The sequence below is a fragment of the Streptomyces sp. NPDC007875 genome (assembly GCF_042868035.1).
In the GTDB taxonomy this organism is placed as follows: Bacteria; Actinomycetota; Actinomycetes; order Streptomycetales; family Streptomycetaceae; genus Streptomyces; species Streptomyces antimycoticus.
Genome location: NZ_JBIADZ010000002.1, coordinates 1 through 22,366, shown reverse-complemented (window position 1 = coordinate 22,366; position 22,366 = coordinate 1). Strand labels below are relative to the sequence as shown.

Annotated in this window: 21 protein-coding genes and 1 pseudogene; 13 read left to right on the top strand and 9 right to left on the bottom strand. The window is 71.6% G+C overall.

Translation table 11 applies throughout. The annotated features are described in order from the left end of the window. Positions 1 to 53 precede the first annotated feature (53 nt). Complete coding sequence (locus ACFYOY_RS03775) at positions 54 to 791, top strand: signal peptidase II (protein ID WP_351881971.1); 738 nt, start codon at positions 54 to 56, stop codon at positions 789 to 791. 91 nt (positions 792 to 882) lie between these two features. On the opposite strand, the pseudogene ACFYOY_RS03770 reads toward ACFYOY_RS03775, so the two are convergent. From ACFYOY_RS03770 to ACFYOY_RS03745, 6 genes and pseudogenes are all read right to left on the bottom strand, one after another. After that, positions 883 to 957, bottom strand: a pseudogene (locus tag ACFYOY_RS03770) (zf-HC2 domain-containing protein); the annotation flags it as partial. A gap of 92 nt (positions 958 to 1,049) precedes the next feature. Beyond that, positions 1,050 to 1,595 carry an RNA polymerase sigma factor gene (locus ACFYOY_RS03765; protein WP_351881969.1) on the bottom strand — a complete coding sequence of 182 codons (546 nt, stop codon included), beginning with the start codon at positions 1,593 to 1,595 and terminating at the stop codon, positions 1,050 to 1,052. 160 nt (positions 1,596 to 1,755) lie between these two features. Continuing rightward, positions 1,756 to 2,568: an anti-sigma factor family protein gene (locus ACFYOY_RS03760; protein WP_388584621.1), complete on the bottom strand. Its 813-nt coding sequence runs from the start codon at positions 2,566 to 2,568 to the stop codon at positions 1,756 to 1,758. Further along, the gene (locus ACFYOY_RS03755; protein ID WP_059142437.1) at positions 2,565 to 3,158 is read right to left on the bottom strand and encodes a sigma-70 family RNA polymerase sigma factor; all 594 of its coding nucleotides are present in this window, start codon (positions 3,156 to 3,158) and stop codon (positions 2,565 to 2,567) included. The genes ACFYOY_RS03760 and ACFYOY_RS03755 overlap by 4 nt, the downstream gene beginning before the upstream one ends. A 170-nt stretch (positions 3,159 to 3,328) precedes the next feature. Further along, the gene (locus ACFYOY_RS03750; RefSeq protein ID WP_351881965.1) at positions 3,329 to 4,366 is read right to left on the bottom strand and encodes a rod shape-determining protein; all 1,038 of its coding nucleotides are present in this window, start codon (positions 4,364 to 4,366) and stop codon (positions 3,329 to 3,331) included. Positions 4,367 to 4,652: 286 nt separating this feature from the next. Further along, positions 4,653 to 6,341: a bifunctional 3'-5' exonuclease/DNA polymerase gene (locus tag ACFYOY_RS03745; RefSeq protein WP_351881963.1), complete on the bottom strand. Its 1,689-nt coding sequence runs from the start codon at positions 6,339 to 6,341 to the stop codon at positions 4,653 to 4,655. 302 nt (positions 6,342 to 6,643) lie between these two features. Here ACFYOY_RS03745 and ACFYOY_RS03740 point away from each other — a divergent pair, with 302 nt between their 5' ends. Both ACFYOY_RS03740 and ACFYOY_RS03735 read left to right on the top strand, forming a co-directional pair. Beyond that, positions 6,644 to 6,877 carry a DUF397 domain-containing protein gene (locus tag ACFYOY_RS03740; RefSeq protein ID WP_351882264.1) on the top strand — a complete coding sequence of 78 codons (234 nt, stop codon included), beginning with the start codon at positions 6,644 to 6,646 and terminating at the stop codon, positions 6,875 to 6,877. A gap of 62 nt (positions 6,878 to 6,939) precedes the next feature. Next, positions 6,940 to 8,091, top strand: coding sequence for a site-2 protease family protein (locus ACFYOY_RS03735; RefSeq protein ID WP_351881961.1), 1,152 nt, complete (start codon positions 6,940 to 6,942; stop codon positions 8,089 to 8,091). A gap of 48 nt (positions 8,092 to 8,139) precedes the next feature. Here ACFYOY_RS03735 and ACFYOY_RS03730 read toward each other — a convergent pair whose 3' ends face one another. Further along, the gene (locus ACFYOY_RS03730) at positions 8,140 to 8,631 is read right to left on the bottom strand and encodes an ATP-binding protein (RefSeq protein ID WP_351881959.1); all 492 of its coding nucleotides are present in this window, start codon (positions 8,629 to 8,631) and stop codon (positions 8,140 to 8,142) included. Between the two features lie 305 nt (positions 8,632 to 8,936). Here ACFYOY_RS03730 and ACFYOY_RS03725 point away from each other — a divergent pair, with 305 nt between their 5' ends. The 7 genes from ACFYOY_RS03725 (at position 8,937) to ACFYOY_RS03695 (ending at position 16,213) form a co-directional block, all read left to right on the top strand. Beyond that, positions 8,937 to 9,800: a helix-turn-helix transcriptional regulator gene (locus ACFYOY_RS03725; protein ID WP_351881957.1), complete on the top strand. Its 864-nt coding sequence runs from the start codon at positions 8,937 to 8,939 to the stop codon at positions 9,798 to 9,800. Positions 9,801 to 9,890: 90 nt separating this feature from the next. Continuing rightward, positions 9,891 to 11,348: an aldehyde dehydrogenase family protein gene (locus ACFYOY_RS03720; RefSeq protein ID WP_351881955.1), complete on the top strand. Its 1,458-nt coding sequence runs from the start codon at positions 9,891 to 9,893 to the stop codon at positions 11,346 to 11,348. A gap of 116 nt (positions 11,349 to 11,464) precedes the next feature. Next, positions 11,465 to 12,031 carry a DinB family protein gene (locus ACFYOY_RS03715; protein ID WP_351881953.1) on the top strand — a complete coding sequence of 189 codons (567 nt, stop codon included), beginning with the start codon at positions 11,465 to 11,467 and terminating at the stop codon, positions 12,029 to 12,031. 129 nt (positions 12,032 to 12,160) lie between these two features. Beyond that, positions 12,161 to 12,790 (top strand): PadR family transcriptional regulator, encoded by a 630-nt coding sequence (locus ACFYOY_RS03710; protein ID WP_351881951.1) that lies wholly within the window; start codon positions 12,161 to 12,163, stop codon positions 12,788 to 12,790. 167 nt (positions 12,791 to 12,957) lie between these two features. Beyond that, positions 12,958 to 13,938: an ATP-binding cassette domain-containing protein gene (locus ACFYOY_RS03705; RefSeq protein ID WP_351881949.1), complete on the top strand. Its 981-nt coding sequence runs from the start codon at positions 12,958 to 12,960 to the stop codon at positions 13,936 to 13,938. Beyond that, on the top strand, positions 13,935 to 14,720 hold the full coding sequence (locus tag ACFYOY_RS03700) for an ABC transporter permease (protein WP_351881947.1): 786 nt from the start codon (positions 13,935 to 13,937) through the stop codon (positions 14,718 to 14,720). Before ACFYOY_RS03705 ends, ACFYOY_RS03700 begins: the two co-directional genes overlap by 4 nt. 119 nt (positions 14,721 to 14,839) lie before the next feature. Continuing rightward, positions 14,840 to 16,213, top strand: a complete 1,374-nt coding sequence (locus ACFYOY_RS03695) for a hypothetical protein (protein WP_351881945.1) — start codon at positions 14,840 to 14,842, stop codon at positions 16,211 to 16,213. A gap of 33 nt (positions 16,214 to 16,246) precedes the next feature. Here the strand turns inward: ACFYOY_RS03695 and ACFYOY_RS03690 are convergent, their stop codons facing one another. After that, the gene (locus ACFYOY_RS03690; RefSeq protein WP_388584612.1) at positions 16,247 to 17,659 is read right to left on the bottom strand and encodes a glutamate decarboxylase; all 1,413 of its coding nucleotides are present in this window, start codon (positions 17,657 to 17,659) and stop codon (positions 16,247 to 16,249) included. Positions 17,660 to 17,727: 68 nt separating this feature from the next. After that, entirely contained in the window at positions 17,728 to 18,423 is a 696-nt protein-coding gene (gene leuE, locus ACFYOY_RS03685) for a leucine efflux protein LeuE (protein WP_351881941.1), read from the bottom strand. 124 nt (positions 18,424 to 18,547) lie between these two features. On the opposite strand from leuE, the gene ACFYOY_RS03680 reads away from it, so the two are divergent. The 3 genes from ACFYOY_RS03680 (at position 18,548) to ACFYOY_RS03670 (ending at position 22,163) form a co-directional block, all read left to right on the top strand. Next, entirely contained in the window at positions 18,548 to 19,306 is a 759-nt protein-coding gene (locus ACFYOY_RS03680; protein ID WP_351881939.1) for a MerR family transcriptional regulator, read from the top strand. 207 nt (positions 19,307 to 19,513) lie between these two features. Beyond that, complete coding sequence (locus ACFYOY_RS03675; RefSeq protein WP_078642186.1) at positions 19,514 to 20,221, top strand: DedA family protein; 708 nt, start codon at positions 19,514 to 19,516, stop codon at positions 20,219 to 20,221. Between the two features lie 238 nt (positions 20,222 to 20,459). After that, entirely contained in the window at positions 20,460 to 22,163 is a 1,704-nt protein-coding gene (locus tag ACFYOY_RS03670) for a threonine/serine exporter family protein (RefSeq protein ID WP_351881937.1), read from the top strand. Positions 22,164 to 22,366: the final 203 nt, after the last annotated feature.

Genomic DNA, 22,366 nt, shown 5'->3' with positions numbered 1-22,366 from the left:
TCCCGGGCCGCGGACCGCGCCCGCGGACCGGCCCCCCACCCCCAGGGAGGCCGATGATGAAGCCCCGTCCGGCGACCGGCCGGCTGTTCTTCCCCCTGGTCGCGCTCGTCGTGATCGTGGCCGATCAGCTCAGCAAGGCCATGGCGCTGGCCGCCTGGAGCGGCACCGCGGGGCCACAGGCCCGGTTCGGGCCGTTCTGCGCGCTGCTGGTGCGCAACACCGGGGTGGCCTTCGGCCTGGGCCACAGCCGGCCCGCGCTGATCGTCGTGATCACGCTCGCGGGCGCGGTGGCCACGCTGGGTGCGGCCGGCGCGGGGCTGCGGGTCCGCGGCCGGGGCGCGGCGCTGGGTCTGGGGCTGATCGCCGGGGGAGCGATGGGGAACGGCGCCGACCGGATGATCCGGTCGCCGGGCCCGCTGCGCGGTGCCGTCATCGACTGGATCACGCTGGACGCCCGCGGGCCGGTGTTCAACCTCGCCGATGTGGCCCTGATCACCGGGACCCTGCTCACCGCGGCCCTGCTGCTGCGCAGAACCTCGCGCGAACGGGCCGTCGCACTGCCCGGTGAGGGTGTCGGGCCCGACCCGATCGTCAGCCTCCGGCCTTGTGCACCGCGCCCTGATCCGCGTCCCGATCCGACCCCGGGACCCTCCCTGGGACCGGCTCCGCCTCCGCCTCCGTCGGCACCGTCCCGGGCACCGTCTCCGTCCCCGGGACCGGCTCCGTCGGCGTCGCCCCCGTCCTCGGCTCCCGGCTCTCCCGCTCGGCGAGGGACTCCGCGAAGTCCCTGAGCCGGTCCAGCACCGCCTCGTCGGTCACCGGGCGGGCGGCCAGCGCCTCGCTGATGCGCTGGTAGACGGCGAGCTCCCGGGCGCAGCGGTGGCACTCGGCCACATGGGCCCGCACCCGGGCCGCGGCCGGCGCCTCCAGCTCCCCGTCCAGATACGACTGGAGCATCGGCGCGCCCAGGGGACACCGCGCGCCCCGGAGCTCTCCGGTGGTCTGCGTGGTTCGAGTGGTGCGTGTGGTCCGCCACCATGTCCATCTGCTCATGCGCCACCTCGCTCCGATTCCACTCCCGCGGCCAGCAGCTGGTTCCGGATCCGCTTACGCGCCCGGTGCAGCCTGCTCATCACCGTCCCCTTGGGGACGTCCAGCACCTGTGCGGCCTCCGCGTACGACAGTCCATCCACATGCACCAGCCGCACCACCTGCTGGTCCCGCAGCGGAAGCGCCGTGAACGCCGCGTCCACGGCCTCGTCGAACGTCGTGTCGACCACCAGTTCCTCCGGTGTCGCGTCCCGGGCCGGGACCAGTCGCTCCAGTTCCGTATCCGGATCGTCGAGCAGCCGGGGTCGGCGCTGGCGGCGCCGGCTGACCTCCGCATGCCGCATGATCGTCAGCAGCCAGGCCCGTGGATGTCTCCCGTCAAAACGGCCGACTGCCCGGTACGCCCGTAGTAACGTGTCCTGCACGAGATCCTCGGCGTCGGCTCTCTGGGTGGTCAGTGACATGGCCACGCGCAGCAGTACCTCGACCTCGGGCAGCACATACTGAGCGAACATGCGCTGCTGATGGGCGTCCCGGTCAGCCACGGAGTGCCTCCTCGGATCCGGACCCCCCGGGGACGCGAAGCACGGCATATCACACTCTGTGTAACATCTCGCTCACCGCGCCGCACGGGATGATCGGCGATCCGAGTGGCGGATCAGACGTTCCGGCGGACCGGACGTTCCGGCGGACCAGGCGTTGACGTCAGACGTTCAGGGAGACCAGGCGCTTTCCCTCGGCCGTACGGACCTCGAAGCGTTCGATGTCGGCACGCTTCATGCCCGCGCCGCCATGGGCCCACAGCGGCTCTCTCGCCTCCGCCTTGGGGCTGTCCTCGATCCCGTACCCCCACTCGGGCACGGACCAGGTCATCATCGTCTGCTCGTGGCCGTCCTTGGAGATCGCGATCAGACTGCAGTCCAGGGGACCCTTGAGGTTCTTCAGCCGCAGGACGGCGTCGGTGCCCCACATCTTGTCCTCCAGCGCGACCGCCGCGTTCACCTTGGTGTCCGGGTCGGTGCCCTGCATCTTGTCGGGCATCCCGGAGAAGAGGGCGCTCTCGTTGGGGGCGGCCGTCACGGCGCTGTCCGAGCCGCCGGAGGTGACCGCGATGGTGCCGACCGGACCGCCGACGATCAGGACGGCCGCCGCCGCGACCAGGTACAGCCCGCGCCGCCGCCGCTTGGCGCGGAACGTGGCGACCTCGCCGACCATGCGCTGGAGCAGCGCTGGGCCGGGGCGCGCGGTGAGGGTCTCGATGGCGTTGGGAGTAGCGCTGAAGGCATGCGGCGTGTGGCCCGTGAGCTGGGTCCGCCCGGGGCTGCCGTGGATCCCGGGGATGTCGGCCGCCAGATCCGCCAGCAGGGGTTCCAGTCCGGTCAGCTCGTCGAGCTGCCGTCCGCACTGATCGCAGCCGGCCAGATGCTCCTCGAAATAGCCGGCCTCCGCCTCGTCGAGCACGCCGAGCACATACGCGCCAACGGCGTCGTGTCCCGAGTGGTGCGTCTGCGCTGTCATGCCGTTACTCCTCTCTCCTCGAGCGCGAGCTTCATGGAGCGCAGCGCGTAGAAGACCCGGGACCGTACCGTCCCGCTGGGTATGCCGAGGGTCTGGGCCGCCTCGTTGACGGTCCGGCCCTTGAAGTAGGTCTCGACGAGCACCTCGCGATGGGCGTCGCTGAGGTCCTGCATCGCGTCGGTCAGGGTCATGAGCCGCAGTGCACGGTCGATCTCGTCCTCCGCAGGCATGAGTTCCAACGGGGAGGGGTCGACCTCCTGCGGCCGGGCCTGCCGGCTGCGGTGTCCGTCGATCACGATCCGCCGGGCGACCGTGACCAGCCAGGGCCGGATGGAGCCGGTGGCCCGGGACAGCTGGTCGGCGTTCCGCCAGGCGCGCACCAGGGTTTCCTGGACGACGTCCTCGGCGCGGTGACGGTCACCCGCGACCAGCCGCAGGACGAACGCGAGCAACGGCCCTGCGTGCTCCTGGTAGAGCGCGCGCATGAGGTGCTCGTCCGGCGTACCACGCCGGGATCTTGACGGACGCTCATCGGCCACGGCGGCGTCGTCGTGCACCTGAACCTCCAGGACCTGACCTGAGTTGGACATCTACGGACGCTCCCGGTCTGAGCCCCGGGGGGGATCGGCGGCCATGTCGGCCTCTTCCCCCTTCACTACGCAAGGGGGGAGGCAGCCGCTCAACGCGTCGTGAAGAAATTCCGATCAGGTGTCAGGGGGCCCGGCGGGCCAGGGGGCCGGTCCGGGTGCGGGCGGGGCGGTCAGGAGACCATCGCGCCCAGCAGCAGGGGCTGTACCTTGCCGTCGAGCATCGCGCCGAGCCCCTCGACCGCGCAGACGTCGGGGTGGTCGGCGATGTTCAGCGGCATACCGGTGGCTTCCCGCAGCATCGTGTCGAACCCGGGCAGCACCGCGCTTCCGCCGGCCAGCATGATGCCGCGGTCGGCGAGGTCGGCCACCAGATCGGGCGGACAGCGGCGCAGCACCGTGCCGATGGCGTCCAGCACTCCGGTGAGCGGGGTGCGGATGGCGCTCCGCACGCTCCCGACATCGATCCGTACGGTCCGGGCGAGCCCCGTGGCCACGTCCCGGCCGTGCACCTCGGTGCTGGGCACGGCCGGTGCGCCGTCCGCGCTGTTCTTGAGCAGCAGATGCAGCGGGCGGACGGCCTGGCTGGGCAGCATCAGCGCGTGCTCATTGCGCAGATACTGGACGACCGCGTGGTCCACGGTCTCCCCGCCCACCGGCACCCGCTCGGCGGCCACGATCGAGCCCAGCGACAGGACCGCGACCTGGGTGGTGGCCGCGCCGCACACCACGATCATCGTCGCCTCGGGCCGTTCCACCGGCAGACCGCAGCCCACGGCGGCGGCGATCAGGGTGTCCACCAGCTCGACCCGCTTGGCGCCGATACCGGTGAGCGTCTCCACGGCGGCGCGCTGGGCGAGCGGGTCGGCGTCGTGCTGTACGCAGACGGCGGCGCTCACCAGCGGGCGGCGCCGCCAGGCGCGCCGCAGCTTGTTGCCCAGCAGCAGCCGCAGCATCCGCTGGGCCATGTCGATGTCGACGACGGTGCCGTTGGAGACCGGCCGTACGACGCGGATGTGCTCGGGCGTCCGCCCGGTCATCCGCTCGGCCAGCGCGCCGACCGCGATCAGCCCGCCGGTGTGGGTGTTCACGGCGGCGACGGTCGGCTCGTCGACGATGAGCCCGGTACGCCTGAGGTAGACACGTGTTCTGGCCGCGCCGAGGTCGACGGCGATGGAGCAGCGGCGCAGTGCCTCGAGGCTGATGGTCATGGCAGGTCTCCCCTGTGGGCGGCGTGGCGGGCCGCCGCCCGGCGGCCCTCCGCTCTCATCGTGTGGGGACGATCAGCGCCGCTGCCTGCGGGGCTGAGCCGGTCGGGGGAGCCACTGCCCCCTGGGCTCTGTGCGGTGGATATTTGCGGGCCCGCGACGCCTCGCACGGCGCGCCCCCGGTTACGGCTGACCACTGGGGCTGCACCCTGCATCGGATGCCGGATGCCCCGGGGCGTCAGCCGCTGATGCCGCAGGCGCGACGATTCACCGGACAGGACCTGGGCGCCTACTTCGCGTCCGCATAGCACTCCACCGCCGCCATGGTGAGGGGGAACCGCACCGGTGTCGGTCCGAAGGCGATCCGGCCGGCCGTCTCGCCCGCCTCGGCGATGGCCTCCCGGACCGTGTCGGCCTCCTCCTGGGGGCAGTGCACGATCACCTCGTCGTGCTGGAAGAAGACGATCTCCGCGCGCAGCCCGGCCCCGCTCAGCGACCGCCGCAGCGCGGCGAGCATCAGCAGGGCCCAGTCGGCGGCGCTGCCCTGCACCACGAAGTTCCGGGTGAACCGGCCCCGCGCGCGGGCGCTCGCCGTGCTGCCGTACGACGGCTCCTCCTGCTCCCGGGGCAGCCCCGCCTCGTCGGCCGGCTCCTCGGCGGCGCCGCCCACGGGCGGGCAGGTGCGGCCGAGCCAGGTGCGCACCAGCCGGCCCTCCTCGCCCGCGCGGGCCGCCTCGTCCACATACGCCACCGCCGCCGGGAAGCGCCGCCGCAGGGCGGCGAGATGCTTCAGGCCGTCGCCGGAGGTCTGGCCGTACACCGCGCCCAGCAGCGCCAGCTTGGCCAGCTCGCGGCGGCCGGAGAAGGCACGGTCGGACAGCGTCGCGTACAGATCCCGGCCGCTGCCCGCGACCTCCATCAGCCCGGGGTCGCGGGAGATCGCGGCCAGCACCCGGGGCTCCATCTGGTCGGCGTCGGCCACCACCAGCCGCCACCCCGGATCGGCCACCACCGCGCGCCGCACCACCTTGGGGATCTGCAGCGCCCCGCCGCCGTTCGTCGTCCAGCGGCCGGAGACGGTGCCGCCGGGCAGGTACTCCGGGCGGAAGCGGCCGTCGCGCACCCAGGATTGGAGCCAGGCCCAGCCATGGGCCGTGTGCAGCCGGTAGAGCTTCTTGTAGCGCAGCAGCGGCTCGACGGCGGGGTGGTCGATCCGCTCGAGCTCCCAGGCGCGGGTCGAGCCGAGCGCGATGCCCGCGCGGGCGAACGCCTTGACGACCTCGGTGGGCAGATCGGGCCGGACCCGGGTGCCGAAGGCGCGCGAGACCTCGTCGGCCAGCTCGACCAGGCGCTGCGGCTCCAGACCGCCCGGATAGCGCTCGCCGAGCAGCTCGTCCAGCAGCTCCCGGTGGCGGTCGGCGCTCCAGGGCACCCCGGCCCGCCGCATCTCGGCGGCGATCAGCATCCCCGCCGACTCGGCGGTGGTCAGCAGCCGCATCCGGTCCGGGTGCTCGGCCGCCTCCGTACGGACAAGCTGCTCCGCGTAGACCGCCAGCAGCGCCTCCAGCGGGTCGGCGCCCGGCGGCAGCGGCGGCGGACCGGGCTCGAACAGCGACGGCTGGCCTCCGGCCGCCCGGGGCGGCGGATCCTCGGGGACGGGCAGCCCGTGCAGCCGCGCCCAGGCGGCGGCGAGCGAACGCGGTGCGCCCGAGTGCCCCTCATGGCCGAGGAGCAGCGCCTCGGCCGCCTCGATGTCATAGGCCCGCTCGACCCGGACCCCGGCGGCCAGCAGCCGCGGATAGACCTCGGCGGTGGACCGCCACACCCACCGGTCTGCCTCGGGGCGGGATCGCACGGCCTCCGCGATCCCGCCCTGGGCCGCCGTGACCTCGACTACCGGCCCGGCGGCCTTTCCCTGGGGGCCGAGCGGGCAGAGACGAACACCCCCGTCGTCCGTCTCCGCCGCCGCCCACCTCATGCCGTGAGTCTCGCAGGGGGGTCTGACAACGCTCCGACAACGAGGTCCGCTCAACCCGGAGGGGGACCCGAACGTCATACATGACGACTGCTCTTCTTCACTCCGGGCAGGAGATGCCGGTGTCGGGTGATCACGCAGATACACATGGTGCACGTGCATCTGCCTGTGCATCTACCTGCGCATACGCAGATGCATTTGCCCATGCGTTTGCAAAGGAACGCAGCTATGATCCGAGGCAGTTGACAGCTGCACGCATGCACGAACAGTGGAGAAGCCCTGTGCGCGACCACCCCTACAACGGCATGGCGGCCGCGGACCTCCAGGGGGTCGTCTGGCAGAAGAGCAGACACAGCAACTCCCAGGGTTCCTGTGTCGAGTTCGCCAAACTGCCCGGTGGGAACGTGGCTGTCCGCAACTCCCGGTTCCCCGACGGGCCGGCGCTGATCTACACCCCGGCCGAGGTCGAGGCGATGCTGCTCGGTGCCAAGGACGGCGAGTTCGACCATCTTGCGCATGATTCGGCCGGTCTGGGCTGATCGCCGCGGACGCGCGACACTGGTAGTGGCGAGCGGGGGCACCCGACTGATGTGAGACGGCGATGAGCGGCTCGGTCCGGGTCGGACGCATACTCGGGGTTCCACTGCGGATGCACTGGAGCGTCCCGGTGCTGATCGTCCTGCTCGCTTACGGGCTGGGCCGCGAGACGCTGCCCGCATGGACCCCCGGCCGCACCAGCACCGTCTACGCCCTCGCCAGTGTCGTCGGCGCCGTGCTGCTGATGGGCAGCCTGCTGCTCCACGAGGCCGCGCACGCGGTCGCCGCCCGCCGAAAGGGCGTCTCGGTGGAGGACGTGACGCTCTGGGCGCTTGGCGGCATGACCAAGATGGGACGGCCCCGCACCGCCGGGGTCGCGTTCTGGGTGGCCGTCATCGGGCCGCTCACCAGTCTGGTCATCGGCGGTGTCGCCCTCGGCGTGGGCATCGGGGTGCACGCGCTCACCGGGTGGGGGGTGCCGACCGCCGTCCTGATCTGGCTGGGCTGGGCCAATCTGCTGCTGGGCGTCTTCAATCTGCTGCCGGCCTCGCCGCTGGACGGCGGCCGGGTGGTGCAGGCGGCGATCTGGTGGCGCACCGGGGACCGGGAGCGCGCCGACCGGGCGGCGGGGCGCAGCGGCCAGATCCTCGGCGTGGCGCTCATCGCCCTCGGCTGGATCTCCTTCCTGCGCGGGAACACCGGCGGGCTGTGGCTCTCGCTCATCGGCCTCTTCATAGTGATCATCGCCAACGCGGAGCGGCAGCGGGCCGGGGTCAACACGGCGCTGCGCGGGGTGCGGGTGGCGGACGCGATGTCGGCGCCGGTCGCCGCCGGGGCCGACTGGCTGACCGTGGGACGGTTCATCGACGACGTGGCGGCCCACTCCCGGCATTCGGTGATGCCGCTGCTGGACTTCGAGGGACAGCCCAGCGGGGCCGTCCAGCTGCGCGCGCTCGCGGCGGTGCCGACAGAGGCCCGGGAGGCGCAGCGGGTGCGCGATGTGGCGACGCCGCTGTCGCGGTGCACCGTGGCCGAGCCCGGTGAGCTGCTGAGCGAGGTGCTGGAGCGGGCGCGTCCGGGTGGCGGCGGTATGCCGGTGCTGGTGGTGGACCACGGGCAGCTGGAGGGGATCGTCACGATGCACGATGTGAACCGGCTCTTCCAGCTGCATGGCCTGGGCATCACCACGGCCCCGCCGGAGTCCACCAGCCCGTGACCGCCGCCGCGGAGGGGGCCGCGTGCGCTCAGGCGTGGGGGAGGCGGCTCACGCCGGGGGGAGGTGGAAGACGGCCCAGACGATCTTTCCGTGCGGGGTGCCCGGCAGCGGCTGCCAGCCCCAGCCGTCCGTGAAGGACTCCACGAGCTGGAGCCCGCGTCCGGATTCCTCGCCGCAGCCCGCCTCGCCGGCCACCGGGCCCGCCTCACTGGGGTCGCGTACGGCGCACACCAGCCGTGAGGGGCCGCGCATCAGATGGAGCCGCACCGGCCGCTCCGGCTCACCGGCCGTCGCCGCGGTGCCGGGCAGGGCGTGCCGCAGCGCGTTGGTGACCAGTTCGGAGACGACGAGCGCCACTTCGTCGAGAAGTTCGGGGATGTTCCACTGCCGCAAGGTGGAGCCGGTGAATTGCCGGGCACCCTTGACAGCCTCGAAGCGGGCGGGAAGGGCGCAGGAGACGGATCCGGAGACGGTGGAGGGATCGATCGCGCTAAGCCCTTGCCACAAGGGTTCCAGCAGGGCCGAACCTTCGCTCCCCATGCGAGCACTCCTGCATCCGTGGCCGTGACGAACTCTGGCCAGATTTCGTACCAGCTAGCACGTGCGCACAGCCTATGGTTCCGAATGCGCACGTCGGATGCAAGGGCAAATGCACGTGCACGCACATCACTTGGTCCGAAACGATCGGTTTTAGTCGGATATCTGACTCCGTACACTGACGTACAACCTCGGGCTGAGTAACGACACGCCTACGGCGCGGAGCCCGAACAGTGGCAGACTTCACCCTCAGAGGCTGCGGGGGCGCCGTTCGCAAGGATGCTTTCCGTACAGGGAGGATCGCGGAAATGGCCGCAGGCGAGTCGAGTGGATCGGTCGTGCGCCGTATCCTCCTGGGCTCTCAGCTCAGACGGTTGCGCGAGGCTCGCGGCATCACCCGCGAGGCGGCGGGCTATTCGATCCGGGCCTCCGAATCCAAGATCAGCCGCATGGAGTTGGGCCGGGTGAGCTTCAAGGCGCGGGACATCGAGGATCTGCTCACGCTGTACGGAGTCACCGACGACGCGGAGCGCGCGGCACTTCTCGGGCTTGTCCGCGAGGCCAATGTCGCCGGGTGGTGGCACAGTTACGGCGATGTGCTGCCCGGCTGGTTCCAGACCTATGTCGGCCTGGAGGGCGCCGCCTCCCATATCGCCTGCTACGAGGTCCAGTTCGTGCACGGTCTGCTGCAGACCGAGGGCTACGCCCACGCCGTGGTCACCCGCGGCCAGCCCCAGGCGTGCACCGAGGAGGTCGAGCGGCGGGTGGCGCTGCGCCTCGAGCGGCAGAAGCTGCTGGTCTCCGAGCGCGCCCCGGCGTTCCATGTGGTGCTGGACGAGGCCGCGCTGCACCGCCCTTACGGCGGGCGCGGCGTGATGTCCGCCCAGCTGCGCCATCTGATCACGGTCTCCGAGCATCGACACGTGACGCTCCAGGTGATGCCGTTCGCCTTCGGCGGGCACGCGGGGGAGAGCGGGGCGTTCACCCGGCTGCGCTTCCCGGAGTCCGACCTCCCCGACATCGTCTATCTGGAACAGCTCACCAGCGCGCTCTATCTGGACAAGCGCGACGAGGTCTCCCAGTACGAGCGGGTGCTGGAGCGGCTCAGCGCGGACAGCCTCTCTCCGGAGAAGAGCCGGGATTTGCTCCGAGGGCTCCTTCACGACGCCTGACTCGTCAGTAGGATGACGTTCTGTCAGGAATACCCCCCACCCGTGCGCGGCTGTCGGAGCGCGGCACCGCGTCCTGCAGATAGGGATGGCATGTCCTACTTCTCCGAGTTGGCCCTTCAGTTCATCGACGGTGAGTGGCGCGGCGGAAGCGGTTCCTGGGACATCGTCGACTTCAACCCCTACAACGGGGAGAAGCTGGCCTCCATCACCGTGGCGACCGTCGAGGAGGTGGACCTGGCCTATCGGGCGGCCGAGCGGGCACAGCCGGAGTGGGGCGGCACCAACCCCTATGCCCGGCGGGCGGTCTTCGAGCGGGCGCTGCGGATCATCGAGGACCGCGAGAAGGAGCTCACCGAGACGATCATCGCGGAGTGCGGCGGCACTCATGTGAAGGCGGGCTTCGAGCTGCATCTCGCCAAGGAGTTCCTGCGTGAGGCGGTCCATTTGGCGCTGCGGCCCGAGGGCCGCATCCTGCCGTCGCCGGTCGACGGCAAGGAGAACCGCCTCTACCGGCTGCCGGTGGGCGTGGTCGGCGTCATCAGCCCCTTCAACTTCCCCTTCCTGCTGTCGCTGAAGTCGGTCGCCCCCGCGCTGGCGCTCGGCAACGCCGTCGTCCTCAAGCCGCATCAGAACACCCCGGTCTGCGGCGGTGGCCTGGTCGCCAAGATCTTCGAGGAGGCCGGGCTGCCCGCCGGGCTGCTCAATGTCGTGGTCACCGACATAGCGGAGATCGGCGATGCCCTGATCGAGCACCCCATACCGAAGGTGATCTCCTTCACCGGCTCCGACAAGGTCGGCCGGCATGTCGCCACCGTGGCCGCCTCCCACTTCAAGCGCACGGTCCTGGAACTGGGCGGCAACAGCGCGCTGGTCGTGCTCGACGACGCCGACCTGGACTACGCGGTCGACGCGGCCGTCTTCAGCCGCTTCGTCCACCAGGGGCAGGTCTGCATGGCGGCCAACCGGGTGCTGGTGGACCGGGCGGTGGAGCGGGAGTTCACCGAGAAGTTCGTGGCCAAGGTGGAGACGCTGAAGGTGGGCGACCCGGGCGACCCCACCACCCACATCGGCCCGCTGATCAACGAGGGCCAGGCCGAGGCGATCGCCTCGCTCGTCGAGCAGACGATCGCCGATGGCGCCACCGCGCTGGTGCGGGGGCGCACCGAGGGCACCCTGATGGGGCCGACCGTGCTCAGCGGGGTCCCGGAGGGCGCGGCGATCCTCGGGCAGGAGATCTTCGGCCCGGTGGTGACGCTGATTCCGTTCGACGGCGACGAGGAGGCCGTCCGGATCGCCAACGACACGGACTACGGGCTCAGCGGTGCCGTGCACACCGGCGACATCGAGCGCGGGGTGCGGTTCGCCCAGCGGATCCACACCGGCATGATCCATGTGAACGACAGCACGGTCCACGACGAGCCGATCGTGCCGTTCGGCGGGGAGAAGCACTCCGGTCTCGGGCGGCTCAACGGGGAGTCGATGATCGAGGACTTCACCACCACCAAGTGGATCTCCATCCAGCACGGCCGGAGCCAGTTCCCGTTCTGAGCCGGGGACGAAAACGCGCGCCGACACGCGGACAGAAGCTGACCGCAAGCCTTCCTAACGTGGGGTTCATCGAAGGGCGCCGGACCCGGGCGCCCTCCAGATGAGAGGCGGCAGCCATGCCCGTGATCGTGAACCCCGAGGCATGTAACGACGAGCGCGGTGCGCTGCTCGCGTACCTGGACGCGCAGCGCGGTGGCATCCGGCGCTCGGTGCACGGCCTGACCGAGGAGCAGGCCCGCAGCACCCCCAGCGCGAGCGCGCTCTCGCTGGCCGGGGTGCTCAAGCACGTGGCCACGGGCGAGCGCGGCTGGCTGCGCGTCCTCCAGGGCAAGGTGGGGGACCCCAAGGACATGATGGCCGAGTGGGAGCACACCTTCGAGCCCACCGAGGACGAGACGGTGGAGGCGATGCTCGCCCTGTACGAGGAGGTGGCGCGCGAGACCGATGAGGCGGTGCGGGCCCTGCCGTCGCTGGACGCGACCTTCGAGGCTCTCCGGCTGCCCTGGGACGAGGGGGGCACCCGCACCTGGCGCTGGGCCATCCTCCATCTGATCGAGGAGCTGGCCCGGCACGCCGGTCACGCCGACATCATCCGCGAGACGATCGACGGCAAGGGCGCCTTCGACCTGGTCTTCGAGACCGGGGCGATGCCGGAGCCGGACTGGTCGATCCTGGAGGGGTGATCCGCCGGGCCCGGCGACGGCCAGGGGCGCCCCCGGATCATGTCAGGCCCCGCGAGCGCGGCATGATCCGGGAGACACCCTCTAGCCTGGTCACGGCGGGGCCGGGACCAGGATGGAGAAGAGCGGGCGATGTCAGCGATCCGGTTGCTGGTGCTGGGGGCCGTGCGCCAGCACGGGCGGGCGCACGGCTATCAGGTCCGTAACGACCTGGAGTTCTGGGGTGCGCATGAGTGGTCCAACGCCAAACCCGGCTCGATCTACCACGCCCTCAAACAGATGGCCAAACAGGGCCTGATGCGCGCGCACGACGTCGCGCCGAGCACGGTCGGCGGGCCGCCGCGGACCGAGTACGAGCTGACCGAGGCGGGCGAGGAGGAGTACTTCCGGCTGCTGCGGGATGCGTTGCTGCGCCATGACCAGAAGATCGACGAGCTGACGGCCGGGGTGGGTTTCATCGTCGACCTGCCCCGTACCGAGGCGATCGCCCTGCTGAAGCAGCGGGTGGCGGCGCTGGAGGAGTGGCGGGCCGAGGTGACCCGGCACTGGACGCCGCCGGATGGCACCCCCGAGGAGTGGGGCCATATCGGCGAGATCATGAAGTTCTGGGTGCACTCCGCGGACAGCGGCGCGGAGTGGACCCGTGGGCTGATCGAGCGGCTCGAGGGCGGGGCGTATGTGATGGCGGGCGAGGGGGAGCGCTCGGTGGAGGTGCTGCCGGACGGCGTCCCCAACCCGTTCGCCGTGCCCGACGCGGACTGAGAAAGGCCATGCCGGGGGAGGACGGCTGACGGCGGTCCTCGCTATTAATCAAGTTTGACTAGCGGCAGTCGCGGGCAGTACGTTCCGGGCTCCGTAGTCAAACTTGACTACGGGATTCGGGGAAGCACAGAAGGCCCCGGAGAAGCACAGAAGGAGAGGGGAAGACCTTGACCGACAGCGATCCCGCGATCGTCGTCGAGGGACTACGGAAGACCTACCGGGACAAGCAAGCCCTCGCCGGGCTCGATCTGACCGTCCCGCAGGGCACCGTGCACGCCGTGCTCGGCCCCAACGGCGCGGGCAAGACCACCTGTGTACGGATCCTGGCCACCCTGCTGCGGCACGACGGCGGCCGGGCCGAGGTCGCCGGGTACGACGTGCTGCGCGACCCCGACCAGGTCCGCTACCGCATCGGCCTGGTCGGGCAGCACGCCGCGGTGGACGAGGAGCTGAGCGGACGGCAGAACCTGGAGATGTTCGGCCGCCTCTACCACCTGGGCGGTCGGCAGGCGGCAGCCCGCGCCGACGAGTTGCTGGAATGGTTCGGCCTGGACGGCACCGGCACCAAGGCCGTCAGCCAGTACAGCGGCGGGATGCGGCGCAGGCTGGACCTCGCGGCGAGCCTCGTCATGCGGCCGCGGATCCTCTTCCTGGACGAGCCGACCACCGGGCTCGACCCCCGGGGCCGTACGGAGGTGTGGAACGCGGTCCGTTCACTGGTGGACGGCGGTACGACCGTGCTGCTCACCACCCAGTACCTGGAGGAGGCGGATCAACTCGCCGACCGCGTCTGCGTGATCGACGGCGGGCGGGCCATCGCCGACGGGACCGCCGACGAGCTCAAGGCCCGGCTCGGCGGGGACCGTATCGAGGTGGTGCTGCGCGACGCGGGGCAACTGCCCGCCGCCGCCTCGGTCGTGGGCATGGCGACCCGCGCCGGTGAGGTCGAGACCGACCCCGACCGCCGGCGGCTCGGCGCGCGGGTCACCGACCGGGTCGCCGCGCTCACCGAGACCGTACGGGCGCTGGCGGCGGCCGGGATCGAGGCGGAGGACATCGTGCTGCGCCGCCCCACCCTCGACGAGGTCTTCCTGCATCTCACCGGGGAACAGGCGGACACGGACAAGAAGGAGGAGACCCCCGTATGACGACCGCGACCCTCATCGACTCCTGGACCATGACCCGCCGCGGACTCGCCCACTGGGCCCGGCAGCCCGTTCAGGTGGTCGTTCAGCTGGTCTTCCCGGTGATGATGCTGCTGATGTTCGCCTACTTCCTCGGCGGCGGGATGACCGTCCCGGGCGGCGGTGACTACAAGGACTTCCTGGTGCCGGGCACGCTCGCGCTCACCATGGTGTTCGGTCTCGAAGGGACGATGCTCGCCATCACCCAGGACCTCAACAAGGGCGTCATCGACCGCTTCCGCTCGATGCCGATGGCCCGCTCGGCGGTCCTGGCCGGGCGCAGCGTGCTGGACATGCTCCAGTCGGCGCTCGGTCTGTTCGTCCTGCTCGGGGTCGGTCTGGCGATGGGCTGGCGGTGGCACGGCGGACTCGGCGACGGGCTTCTCGCCGTCGGGCTGCTGCTGTGGCTGCGCTTCGCGATGCTGTGGCTCGGGATCTTCCTGGGCATGGCCGCCGGACGCCCGGAGATGGTGCAGGCCGTGCAGATCCTCGTCTGGCCGGTGGGCTTCCTCTCCAATGTCTTCGCCTCGCCCGAAACCATGCCCGGCTGGCTCGGCGCCCTCGCGGTCTGGAACCCGATGTCGGCGACGGCCACCGCGATCCGCGATCTGTTCGGCGGCCCCGGTGGCGGCGGCGAGGGCTGGGCCGCGGACCATGCCCATCTCCTCGCCGTCTGCTGGCCACTGGGGCTCATCGCGGTCTTCGCGCCGCTGGCCGTGCGGTGTTACGGGCGGCTCAGCCGCTGACGGCGGCCCGGGCCCGGACCGCCGGCCCCGGCCGGACCCGGAGCCGGCCACACCGCTGCTCGACGCCCGGCGGGTCACACCCCCCACCGGTCGTCGCCGGTTGCGGATACGGTGCATATATGGGGAACGACAGGTCGGGCACGGGGGCGGAGACGGCGAGCGGGCCCGGATACGCCCTGCTGCTCGCCGCCGGCCCGGCCGGCAAACAGCGACTGATGGACGCGGCCGCCGCGCTGCCTCAGCTCGCCGCCGTACCGCCGGCGGCGCTGCTGGGCACACCGGGCGGCGCCAGCGTCGTCCAACTCGTGGACCCGGCCGACCCGCAGACCGTGCTGACGCATCTGCGCACCGCCGCCGCCCACCCCGGCCCGGTGCTGGTCCATCTCGCGGGCCAGCTCACCCTCGACGCCAAACAGCGGCTGCCGCACCTGGCGTTGGCCCGTACGACGCCGAGGACCGCCCGCTATACGGCACTGCCCTGGCACTGGCTGGCGGCCGAGCTCGGCCGGCGGCCGCCGGGCAGCACCGTCGTGGTCGCCGATCTGGTGGCCGACGAGACGGCGTGGCCGCCGCTGAGGGCAGCCGGGCCGTCCGGACTCGCGGCCGGGCTGACGCTGTACGGCACGGTGGCGCCCCCTCCGCCCAAGCGGGGAGCCCCGCCCAAGCGGGGGATGGCGACGCCGGACTACAGCCGGGCGTTCGCCGGGTTGCTGCGGGGCGCCGCCGAACGTCCGCCGCTCGCGCTGCTGCACCAGCGGGCCGCGCTGGAGGCAGGGTTGGGCAGCGGCCCCGAGCTGCTGCTGGACGGCGCCGGGCCGGATGAGGCGTATCCGGCCCCGGATGCCGCTCCTGGCCCGGAGGCCGCCGGATGGGCCGGGCAGACCGGCCCGGCTGGGGCAGCCGGGCCGGTGACGGTCACGCCGCCGCGCATGCCGCCGGGCCCTCCCGAATCGTTCCTCTCCGCCGATCCCCGACCGGCGCCACCATCACCGCGCCCGCCCCAGCCGACGCACGCCCCCCTGCCCCCGCCGCCCAGACGGGCGCCCGTGGCCGATCCGCTCGCCGCCACGCACGCGGCGATATTCGAGGCGGCCAACTCGGGACGGCACAGCGAGGCCGCCTCGATGGCGGCCGCCTGGGAGCAGGAGGCCCTCCGGACCGCCGGTCCCCGTTCCGACGAGGCGATCCACTGGCTGGAGGTCCGCGCCGATCTCTCCCGTATCGCCGGGGACCCGGCCCGCGCCTGTGAGCTGTGGCTCGCGGTGGCCGACGCGCGGCTGGGCAACGGGGAGCCGGTCGGCCACCCCGAGGTCGAGGGGGCCGTGGACCGGGCGCACCACCAGTGGCAGTTCGTCCAGGACCGGGTCAGGGCCAGCGCCCTCGCCCCGCCGCTGATGGAGCTGCGGAGCAGGGTGCCCGGCCGCAAGCCCGGCGCGCTGGAGGCGGTCCGGCGCCGGGCCGAGCTGCTCCGGGCCCCGGCCCGCACGCGCTGACCGCCGTCGTGCCCCGGACCGGAGACACCGGGCTCAGTGGTGGAACGCCTTGACGACCTTCCCCAAGGGCGCGGGCTGCGACCGCAGCTCCGGCAGCAGCGACCCCAGGTCGTTCAGGAAGAGATCGGCGAGGTCCTCCGAGAAGCCGTTGCGGCACACCACCCGCAGCACGGACAGGTCCTCCCGGTTGGGCGGGAAGGTGTACGCGGGCACCAGCCAGCCGCGTTCGCGCAGCCGCCGGGAGACGTCGTAGACATCGAAGGTGCCGACCCCCTCCGCCGTGGTGAACGCGAACACCGGCAGCTGGTCGCCGCGGCTGAGCATGGTGAAGTCCCCGAACGCCTCGATCCGCTCGGCGAGCGAGCGCGCCACATCGCGGGTGTTCTGCTGGACGGCGCGGAAGCCCTCCCGGCCCAGCCGCACGAAGGTGTAGTACTGGGCGGCCACCTGGGCGCCGGGGCGGGAGAAGTTGAGCGAGAACGTCGGCATGTCGCCGCCCAGGTAGTCGACGTGGAAGACCAGGTCCTCGGGCAGCGCGTCCGACGTTCGCCACAGCGCCCACCCCACCCCGGGGTAGACCAGGCCGTACTTGTGCCCCGAGGCGTTGATGGAGGCGACCCGCGGCAGCTGGAAGTCCCATACCAGGTCCTGGTCGAGAAACGGCGCGATCATCGCGCCCGAGGCGCCGTCGACATGCACCGGGATGTCCAGGCCCGTGCGCTCCTGGAGGTCGTCCAGCGCCCGGCACACCTCGGCGACGGGTTCATAGGAGCCGTCGAAGGTGGACCCCAGGATCGTCACGACCCCGATGGTGTTCTCGTCGCACAGCTCGGCGGCGGCCTGGGGGTCGAGGTGGAACCGGTTGCCCTCCATGGGCACCTGCCGCGCCTCGACCTCCCAGAAGTTGCAGAACTTCTCCCAGCACACCTGGACATTGGTCCCCATGATCAGGTTGGGGCGGGCGGTCGCCGGATAGCTCACCGGGTTCCGCTTGGCCCAGCGCCGCTTGAAGGCCATTCCGGCCAGCATGCACGCCTCGCTCGACCCCGTGGTGGAGCAACCCATGACCGTGTCCGGGTCGGGTGCGTGCCACAGATGGGCGAGCATGGCCACGCACCGCCGCTCCAGTTCGGCGGTGCGCGGGTACTCATCCTTGTCGATCATGTTCTTGTCGCGGCAGTCGGACATCAGCTGGCCCGCCTGCGGCTCCATCCACGTGGTGACGAAGGTGGCGAGATTCTGGCGGGCGTTGCCGTCCAGCATCAGCTCGTCATGGACGAACTGATACGCGGTCGTGGCCGCCATCGGCCCGTCCGGGAGGCGGCGGCGCGGGGGTTTACCGGTCATGCCGCTGACCGGATTGGCCTCGCCGTAGAGCGGATTGATGGAGAATTCGGGGCGTTCTTCCCTGTCGTGCCGGCCACGAGTGCCTTGATGAAGAGCCATCTTCGTTAAATTAGGGGCATATCGGCCATAAGTCCTGATCCCGCGCCGTGCCCCGCGCCCCGTCCTCGCTACCCCGCGCTGCTGAGCGACAGCTTCGCCGCGAAGCCGAGGAACGCCGCGCCCGCGGCCGCCGAGAGTCCTGCCCTCAGCCGCCGGCGCCGCCGGAAGGTGGCCGCCAGATACGTACCGCTGAAGATCAGCACCGACAGATAGGTGATGCTGAACAACTGCGCCCAGGCGCCCAGCGCCAGGAAGGACAGCGCGGGATGAGCGTAGTCCGGATCCACGAACTGCACGAAGAAGGAGATGAAGAAGAGGATCGCCTTCGGGTTCAGCAGGCTGATGACCAGCGCCCTGCGGTACGGGCGCTCGCCCTCCGCGGACCCCTTGGCCGCGTCCGCGGGCCCGTTGGCCGCATCCGCGGACTCCATGGCCGCGGCCCCGACCGCGCTCCCCGCCCGGCGGCGCCACAGTGCCCGCGCCCCGCGCAGCATGCCCACCGCCAGCCAGGTCAGATAGCCCGCGCCCGCGAACTTGACCACCGCGAAGAGCACCGGGCTGGCGTTCAGCAGCGAGGCCACCCCGCCCGCGGACAGCGCCATCAGCACGGTGTCCCCGCACAGCACCCCGGCCGCCGCCCGATAGCCGGTACGGGGGCCGCGGCGGGCCGCGACCGACACCACATACAGCGAATTGGGGCCCGGCAGCAGGATGATCAGGGCCAGACCGGCCAGATAGGTCGAAAGATCGGTTATCCCCAGCACAATCGGCAGGATGGCAGCCGCCCGCCGCGCCGCCCAATGGGTTTCGCCATCCGGACTTGCACCTCACGCGACGTAAGGGCGCACCGTGGAACCCGTACCGAACTGAAGGAGAGCGGACCAGGTCATGAGCTATTCCGTGGGACAGGTCGCGGGCTTCGCCGGCGTCACGGTGCGCACGCTGCACCACTACGACGAGATCGGGCTGCTGCGCCCCGGCGCCCGCAGCGCGGCCGGGCACCGGCGTTACGACGACGCCGACCTCGACCGGCTGCAGCGGATCCTGTTCTACCGGGAGCTCGGCTTTCCGCTCGAAGAGGTGGCGGTGCTGCTCGACGACCCGGATATCGATCCGCAGGCCCACCTGCGGCGTCAGCACCGGCTGCTGACCGACCGGATCGAGCGGCTGCGGAAGATGGCCGCCGCCGTCGAACAGGCCATGGAGGCGCGGAAGATGGGCATCAATCTGACCCCCGAGGAGAAGTTCGAGGTCTTCGGGGACTTCGACCCGGACGAGCACCAGGAGGAGGTCGAGCAGCGCTGGGGAAACACCGAGGCGTACAAGGAGTCCCAGCGCCGGGCGGCCTCGTACACCAAGGAGGACTGGAAACGGATCCAGGAGGAGGCGGACGAACTCAGCAACCGCTTCCTCGCGCTGATGGGCGCGGGCACCCCGCCGACGTCCGAGGCGGCGATGGACCTCGCCGAGGAGCACCGGCAGGGGATCAGCCGGAACCACTACGAGTGCGGCCATGAGATGCACGCCTGTCTGGGCCGGATGTATGTCTCGGACCACCGCTTCACGGAGAACATCGACAAGGCCGGGCCGGGGCTGGCCGTCTACCTCCGGGACGCGATCCTCGCCAACGCGGAGCGGCACGGCTAGGGCCCTAGGGGCATCCCTGGAGGGTGGGGCCGACGGCGGGCGTCCTTGCGGTGGGAACCAAGGGCAGGCACACGGCGTTGATAGCTTTGGGCGGCACACTGCGAAGAACGAAGAACACTGTCGATGTTCTCCGTGAATCAGTCCGCCCCGACCCTGCGGCCGGGCCTCGCACGAGCCTGCTTCCCTCGACCCAGGAGCCTCCCACCCGTGAACACCCTCGCGCTCGGCCCTCAGTGGCTGGACCCGGACTATCTGATCGAAACCTTCGGTCTGCTCGGTGTCCTGGCCATCGTTTTCGCGGAGTCCGGTCTGCTCATCGGCTTCTTCCTGCCGGGCGACTCGCTGCTCTTCACCACCGGCCTGCTGGTGACCACCGATGTGATCAAGCAGGATCTGTGGCTGGTGTGCGTGGCCGTCGCGGTCGCCGCGATCGTCGGTGACCAGGTCGGATATCTCTTCGGCCGGAAGGTGGGGCCGTCGCTGTTCCGGCGCCCCGACTCCAAGCTCTTCAAACAGGAGAACGTGGAGAAGGCGCATGAGTTCTTCGAGAAGCACGGGCCGAAGTCGCTGATCCTGGCCCGCTTCGTGCCCATCGTGCGGACGTTCACGCCGATCATCGCGGGCGTGAGCCGGATGAACTACCGCTCGTTCATCATCTTCAACATCATCGGCGGCGTGCTGTGGGGCACCGGCGTCACCCTGCTGGGCGCGGCGCTCGGGAAGGTCGACTTCGTCCATGAGCACATCGAGCTGATGCTGATCGCGATCGTGCTGCTGTCGATCATCCCGATCGTGATCGAGTTCCTCCGGGCCCGCGGCAAGGCGAAGAAGGAGGCCGCCGCGGAGCCGGATCCGCAGGGCCCGGCCTCGGGTGCCCCCTCCCAGGGGCCGCGCGGACGCCACGCCAAGCGCTGACGCCGAGCGCCGGGGCCGCTGAGCGCCCTGGCGCCCCGCCGCCGTGGCGTTCCCCGCCACCCCCGGCGTTTCCCGTCTCGCCTGTACCTCGTTCACCTGCATTCACGCCCGTCACGCACACCCGCCCCCACTCCCCCTCGGCGGTCACCGCCCCGCACAATGGGCTCCGGTGGCCGCCGATGCTGCATCCTTGGCTGCTGGGAACCGTACGGGGAGGGCTGGTGAGGAGCGAGGAGACGTGAGGCCGGACCGTCAGCAGGTGCCGCGCGGTGCGAGCGCGGTGGACACGGACACGGGGGAGAACCAGAAGCCCCAGTCCGACGAGGCGCACAGCGCCTTCACCCCTCCCCTCGGCATACCCATGCCGCCTCCGCCCGAGGACGAGCACCCGACATCGGAGTTCGCCGTGCCCAACGGGCTGACGGCGGAGACCTCCGTTGAACCCGAGGGTTCGGCCTTCGTGCCGCCCCCCGGGGTGAAGACCCAGAACAACCAGACCACCGGCGGCTTCCCCGCCATCACCCCGCCGAACGGCTTCCCCGTCGTCCGGCTGACCAAGGACGCCCCCTGGCAGGACCGGATGCGCACGATGCTGCGCATGCCGATCAGCGAGCGTCCGACGCCCGAGCGCGTCGAGCAGCAGGACGAGACCGGGCCGGCCGTGCCGCGTGTGCTCGACCTCACCCTCCGCATCGCCGAGCTGCTGCTCGCGGGCGGCGAGGGGGCCGAGGACGTGGAGGCGGCGATGCTCGGCGTGGCGCACGCGTACGGGCTCGACCGCTGCGAGCCGACCGTCACCTTCACCCTGTTGTCGGTCAGCTACCAGCGCTCGCTGGTGGACGACCCGGTCACCGCCAGCCGGACCGTGCGGCGCCGGGGCACCGACTACACCCGGCTGTCGGCGGTCTTCCGGCTGGTGGACGACATCACCTCGCAGGAGGAGTTCACGCTGGAGGAGGCGTACCGGCGGCTCGCCGAGATACGCCGTAACCGTCACCCCTACCCCGGCTGGGCGCTCACGGTGGCCGGCGGAGGGCTGGCCGGCGCGGCGAGCATGCTGGTCGGCGGTGACTGGCCGGTCTTCTTCGCGGCGGCCATCGGCGCGATGCTCGGCGACCGGCTGGCGTGGCTGGCCTCGGGGCGCGGGCTTCCGGAGTTCTACCAGTTCGTGGCCGCGGCGATGCCGCCGGCCGCGATGGGCGTGGCGCTCAGCCTCATGAACTCCGGACTCCAGGCGTCCGCAGTGATCACCGGTGGGCTGTTCGCGCTGATCCCGGGGCGAGCGCTGGTCGCGGGCGTCCAGGACGGGCTGACCGGCTACTACATCACCGCGGCTGCCCGCCTTCTGGAGGTCGGCTATCTGATCGTGGGCATCGTGTGCGGGGTGCTCACGGTGCTCTACGGGGGCGTCCAGCTCGACGCCAAGCTGAACCCGGAGGCGGCGCTGCGCCATGTGGAGCGGCCGGTGATCCAGATCCTGGCGGCGATGCTGCTCGCGCTGACCTTCTGCATCCTGCTCCAGCAGGAACGTCACACCGTGCTGTTCGCCACGCTCAACGGCGGGGTCGCCTGGGTGGTCTACGCCGCGCTGGCCGATACCGCCGACATCCCGCCGGTGGCCGCCACGACCGTGGCCGCCGGGCTGGTCGGCCTCTTCGGCCAGTTGCTGTCGCGCTATCGGTACGCCTCGGCGCTGCCATACGTCACGGCGGCGATAGGGCCGCTGCTGCCCGGTAGCGCGACCTACTTCGGCCTGCTCGCCCTGGCCCAGGGCAACCTGGACCGCGGCATTCCGTTCCTCACCCAGGCGGCGGCACTGGCCCTGGCGATCGCCATAGGGGTGAACCTGGGAGGCGAGGCCGCGCGCCTCTTCCTGAAGACCCCCGGCGCCACCGTCGACCCCTCCGGCCGCCGCGCCGCCAAGCGCACGAGGGGCTTCTGACGGGCACGCTGCCCGGGGGTCGCGCTCGCCCGGGGCCGCCGCCGTCCCGGGCCCAAAAACGGCGGAGGGGGGGGCCCCCCCCCGGGGGGCCCCCCCCCCCCCGGGGGCGGCCGCGCTTGGCGCCGGGGGGCGCCGGGCGCGGGGTGGTCGCCGCCCCCACCGGCGCGGGCGCGGGGCGGGCCCCCCCCCTGGGCCCCCCCGCC

Bases quoted from the DNA above. Each gene is read 5' to 3' on its own strand.
- ACFYOY_RS03775 (WP_351881971.1), top strand. From the start codon at position 54: ATGATGAAGCCCCGTCCGGCGACCGGCCGGCTGTTCTTCCCCCTGGTC.
- ACFYOY_RS03760 (WP_388584621.1), bottom strand. From the start codon at position 2,568: ATGACAGCGCAGACGCACCACTCGGGACACGACGCCGTTGGCGCGTAT.
- ACFYOY_RS03755 (WP_059142437.1), bottom strand. From the start codon at position 3,158: ATGTCCAACTCAGGTCAGGTCCTGGAGGTTCAGGTGCACGACGACGCC.
- ACFYOY_RS03750 (WP_351881965.1), bottom strand. From the start codon at position 4,366: ATGACCATCAGCCTCGAGGCACTGCGCCGCTGCTCCATCGCCGTCGAC.
- ACFYOY_RS03745 (WP_351881963.1), bottom strand. From the start codon at position 6,341: ATGAGGTGGGCGGCGGCGGAGACGGACGACGGGGGTGTTCGTCTCTGC.
- ACFYOY_RS03740 (WP_351882264.1), top strand. From the start codon at position 6,644: ATGGCGGCCGCGGACCTCCAGGGGGTCGTCTGGCAGAAGAGCAGACAC.
- ACFYOY_RS03735 (WP_351881961.1), top strand. From the start codon at position 6,940: ATGAGCGGCTCGGTCCGGGTCGGACGCATACTCGGGGTTCCACTGCGG.
- ACFYOY_RS03730 (WP_351881959.1), bottom strand. From the start codon at position 8,631: ATGGGGAGCGAAGGTTCGGCCCTGCTGGAACCCTTGTGGCAAGGGCTT.
- ACFYOY_RS03725 (WP_351881957.1), top strand. From the start codon at position 8,937: ATGGCCGCAGGCGAGTCGAGTGGATCGGTCGTGCGCCGTATCCTCCTG.
- ACFYOY_RS03720 (WP_351881955.1), top strand. From the start codon at position 9,891: ATGTCCTACTTCTCCGAGTTGGCCCTTCAGTTCATCGACGGTGAGTGG.
- ACFYOY_RS03715 (WP_351881953.1), top strand. From the start codon at position 11,465: ATGCCCGTGATCGTGAACCCCGAGGCATGTAACGACGAGCGCGGTGCG.
- ACFYOY_RS03710 (WP_351881951.1), top strand. From the start codon at position 12,161: ATGTCAGCGATCCGGTTGCTGGTGCTGGGGGCCGTGCGCCAGCACGGG.
- ACFYOY_RS03700 (WP_351881947.1), top strand. From the start codon at position 13,935: ATGACGACCGCGACCCTCATCGACTCCTGGACCATGACCCGCCGCGGA.
- ACFYOY_RS03695 (WP_351881945.1), top strand. From the start codon at position 14,840: ATGGGGAACGACAGGTCGGGCACGGGGGCGGAGACGGCGAGCGGGCCC.
- ACFYOY_RS03690 (WP_388584612.1), bottom strand. From the start codon at position 17,659: ATGGCTCTTCATCAAGGCACTCGTGGCCGGCACGACAGGGAAGAACGC.
- ACFYOY_RS03680 (WP_351881939.1), top strand. From the start codon at position 18,548: ATGAGCTATTCCGTGGGACAGGTCGCGGGCTTCGCCGGCGTCACGGTG.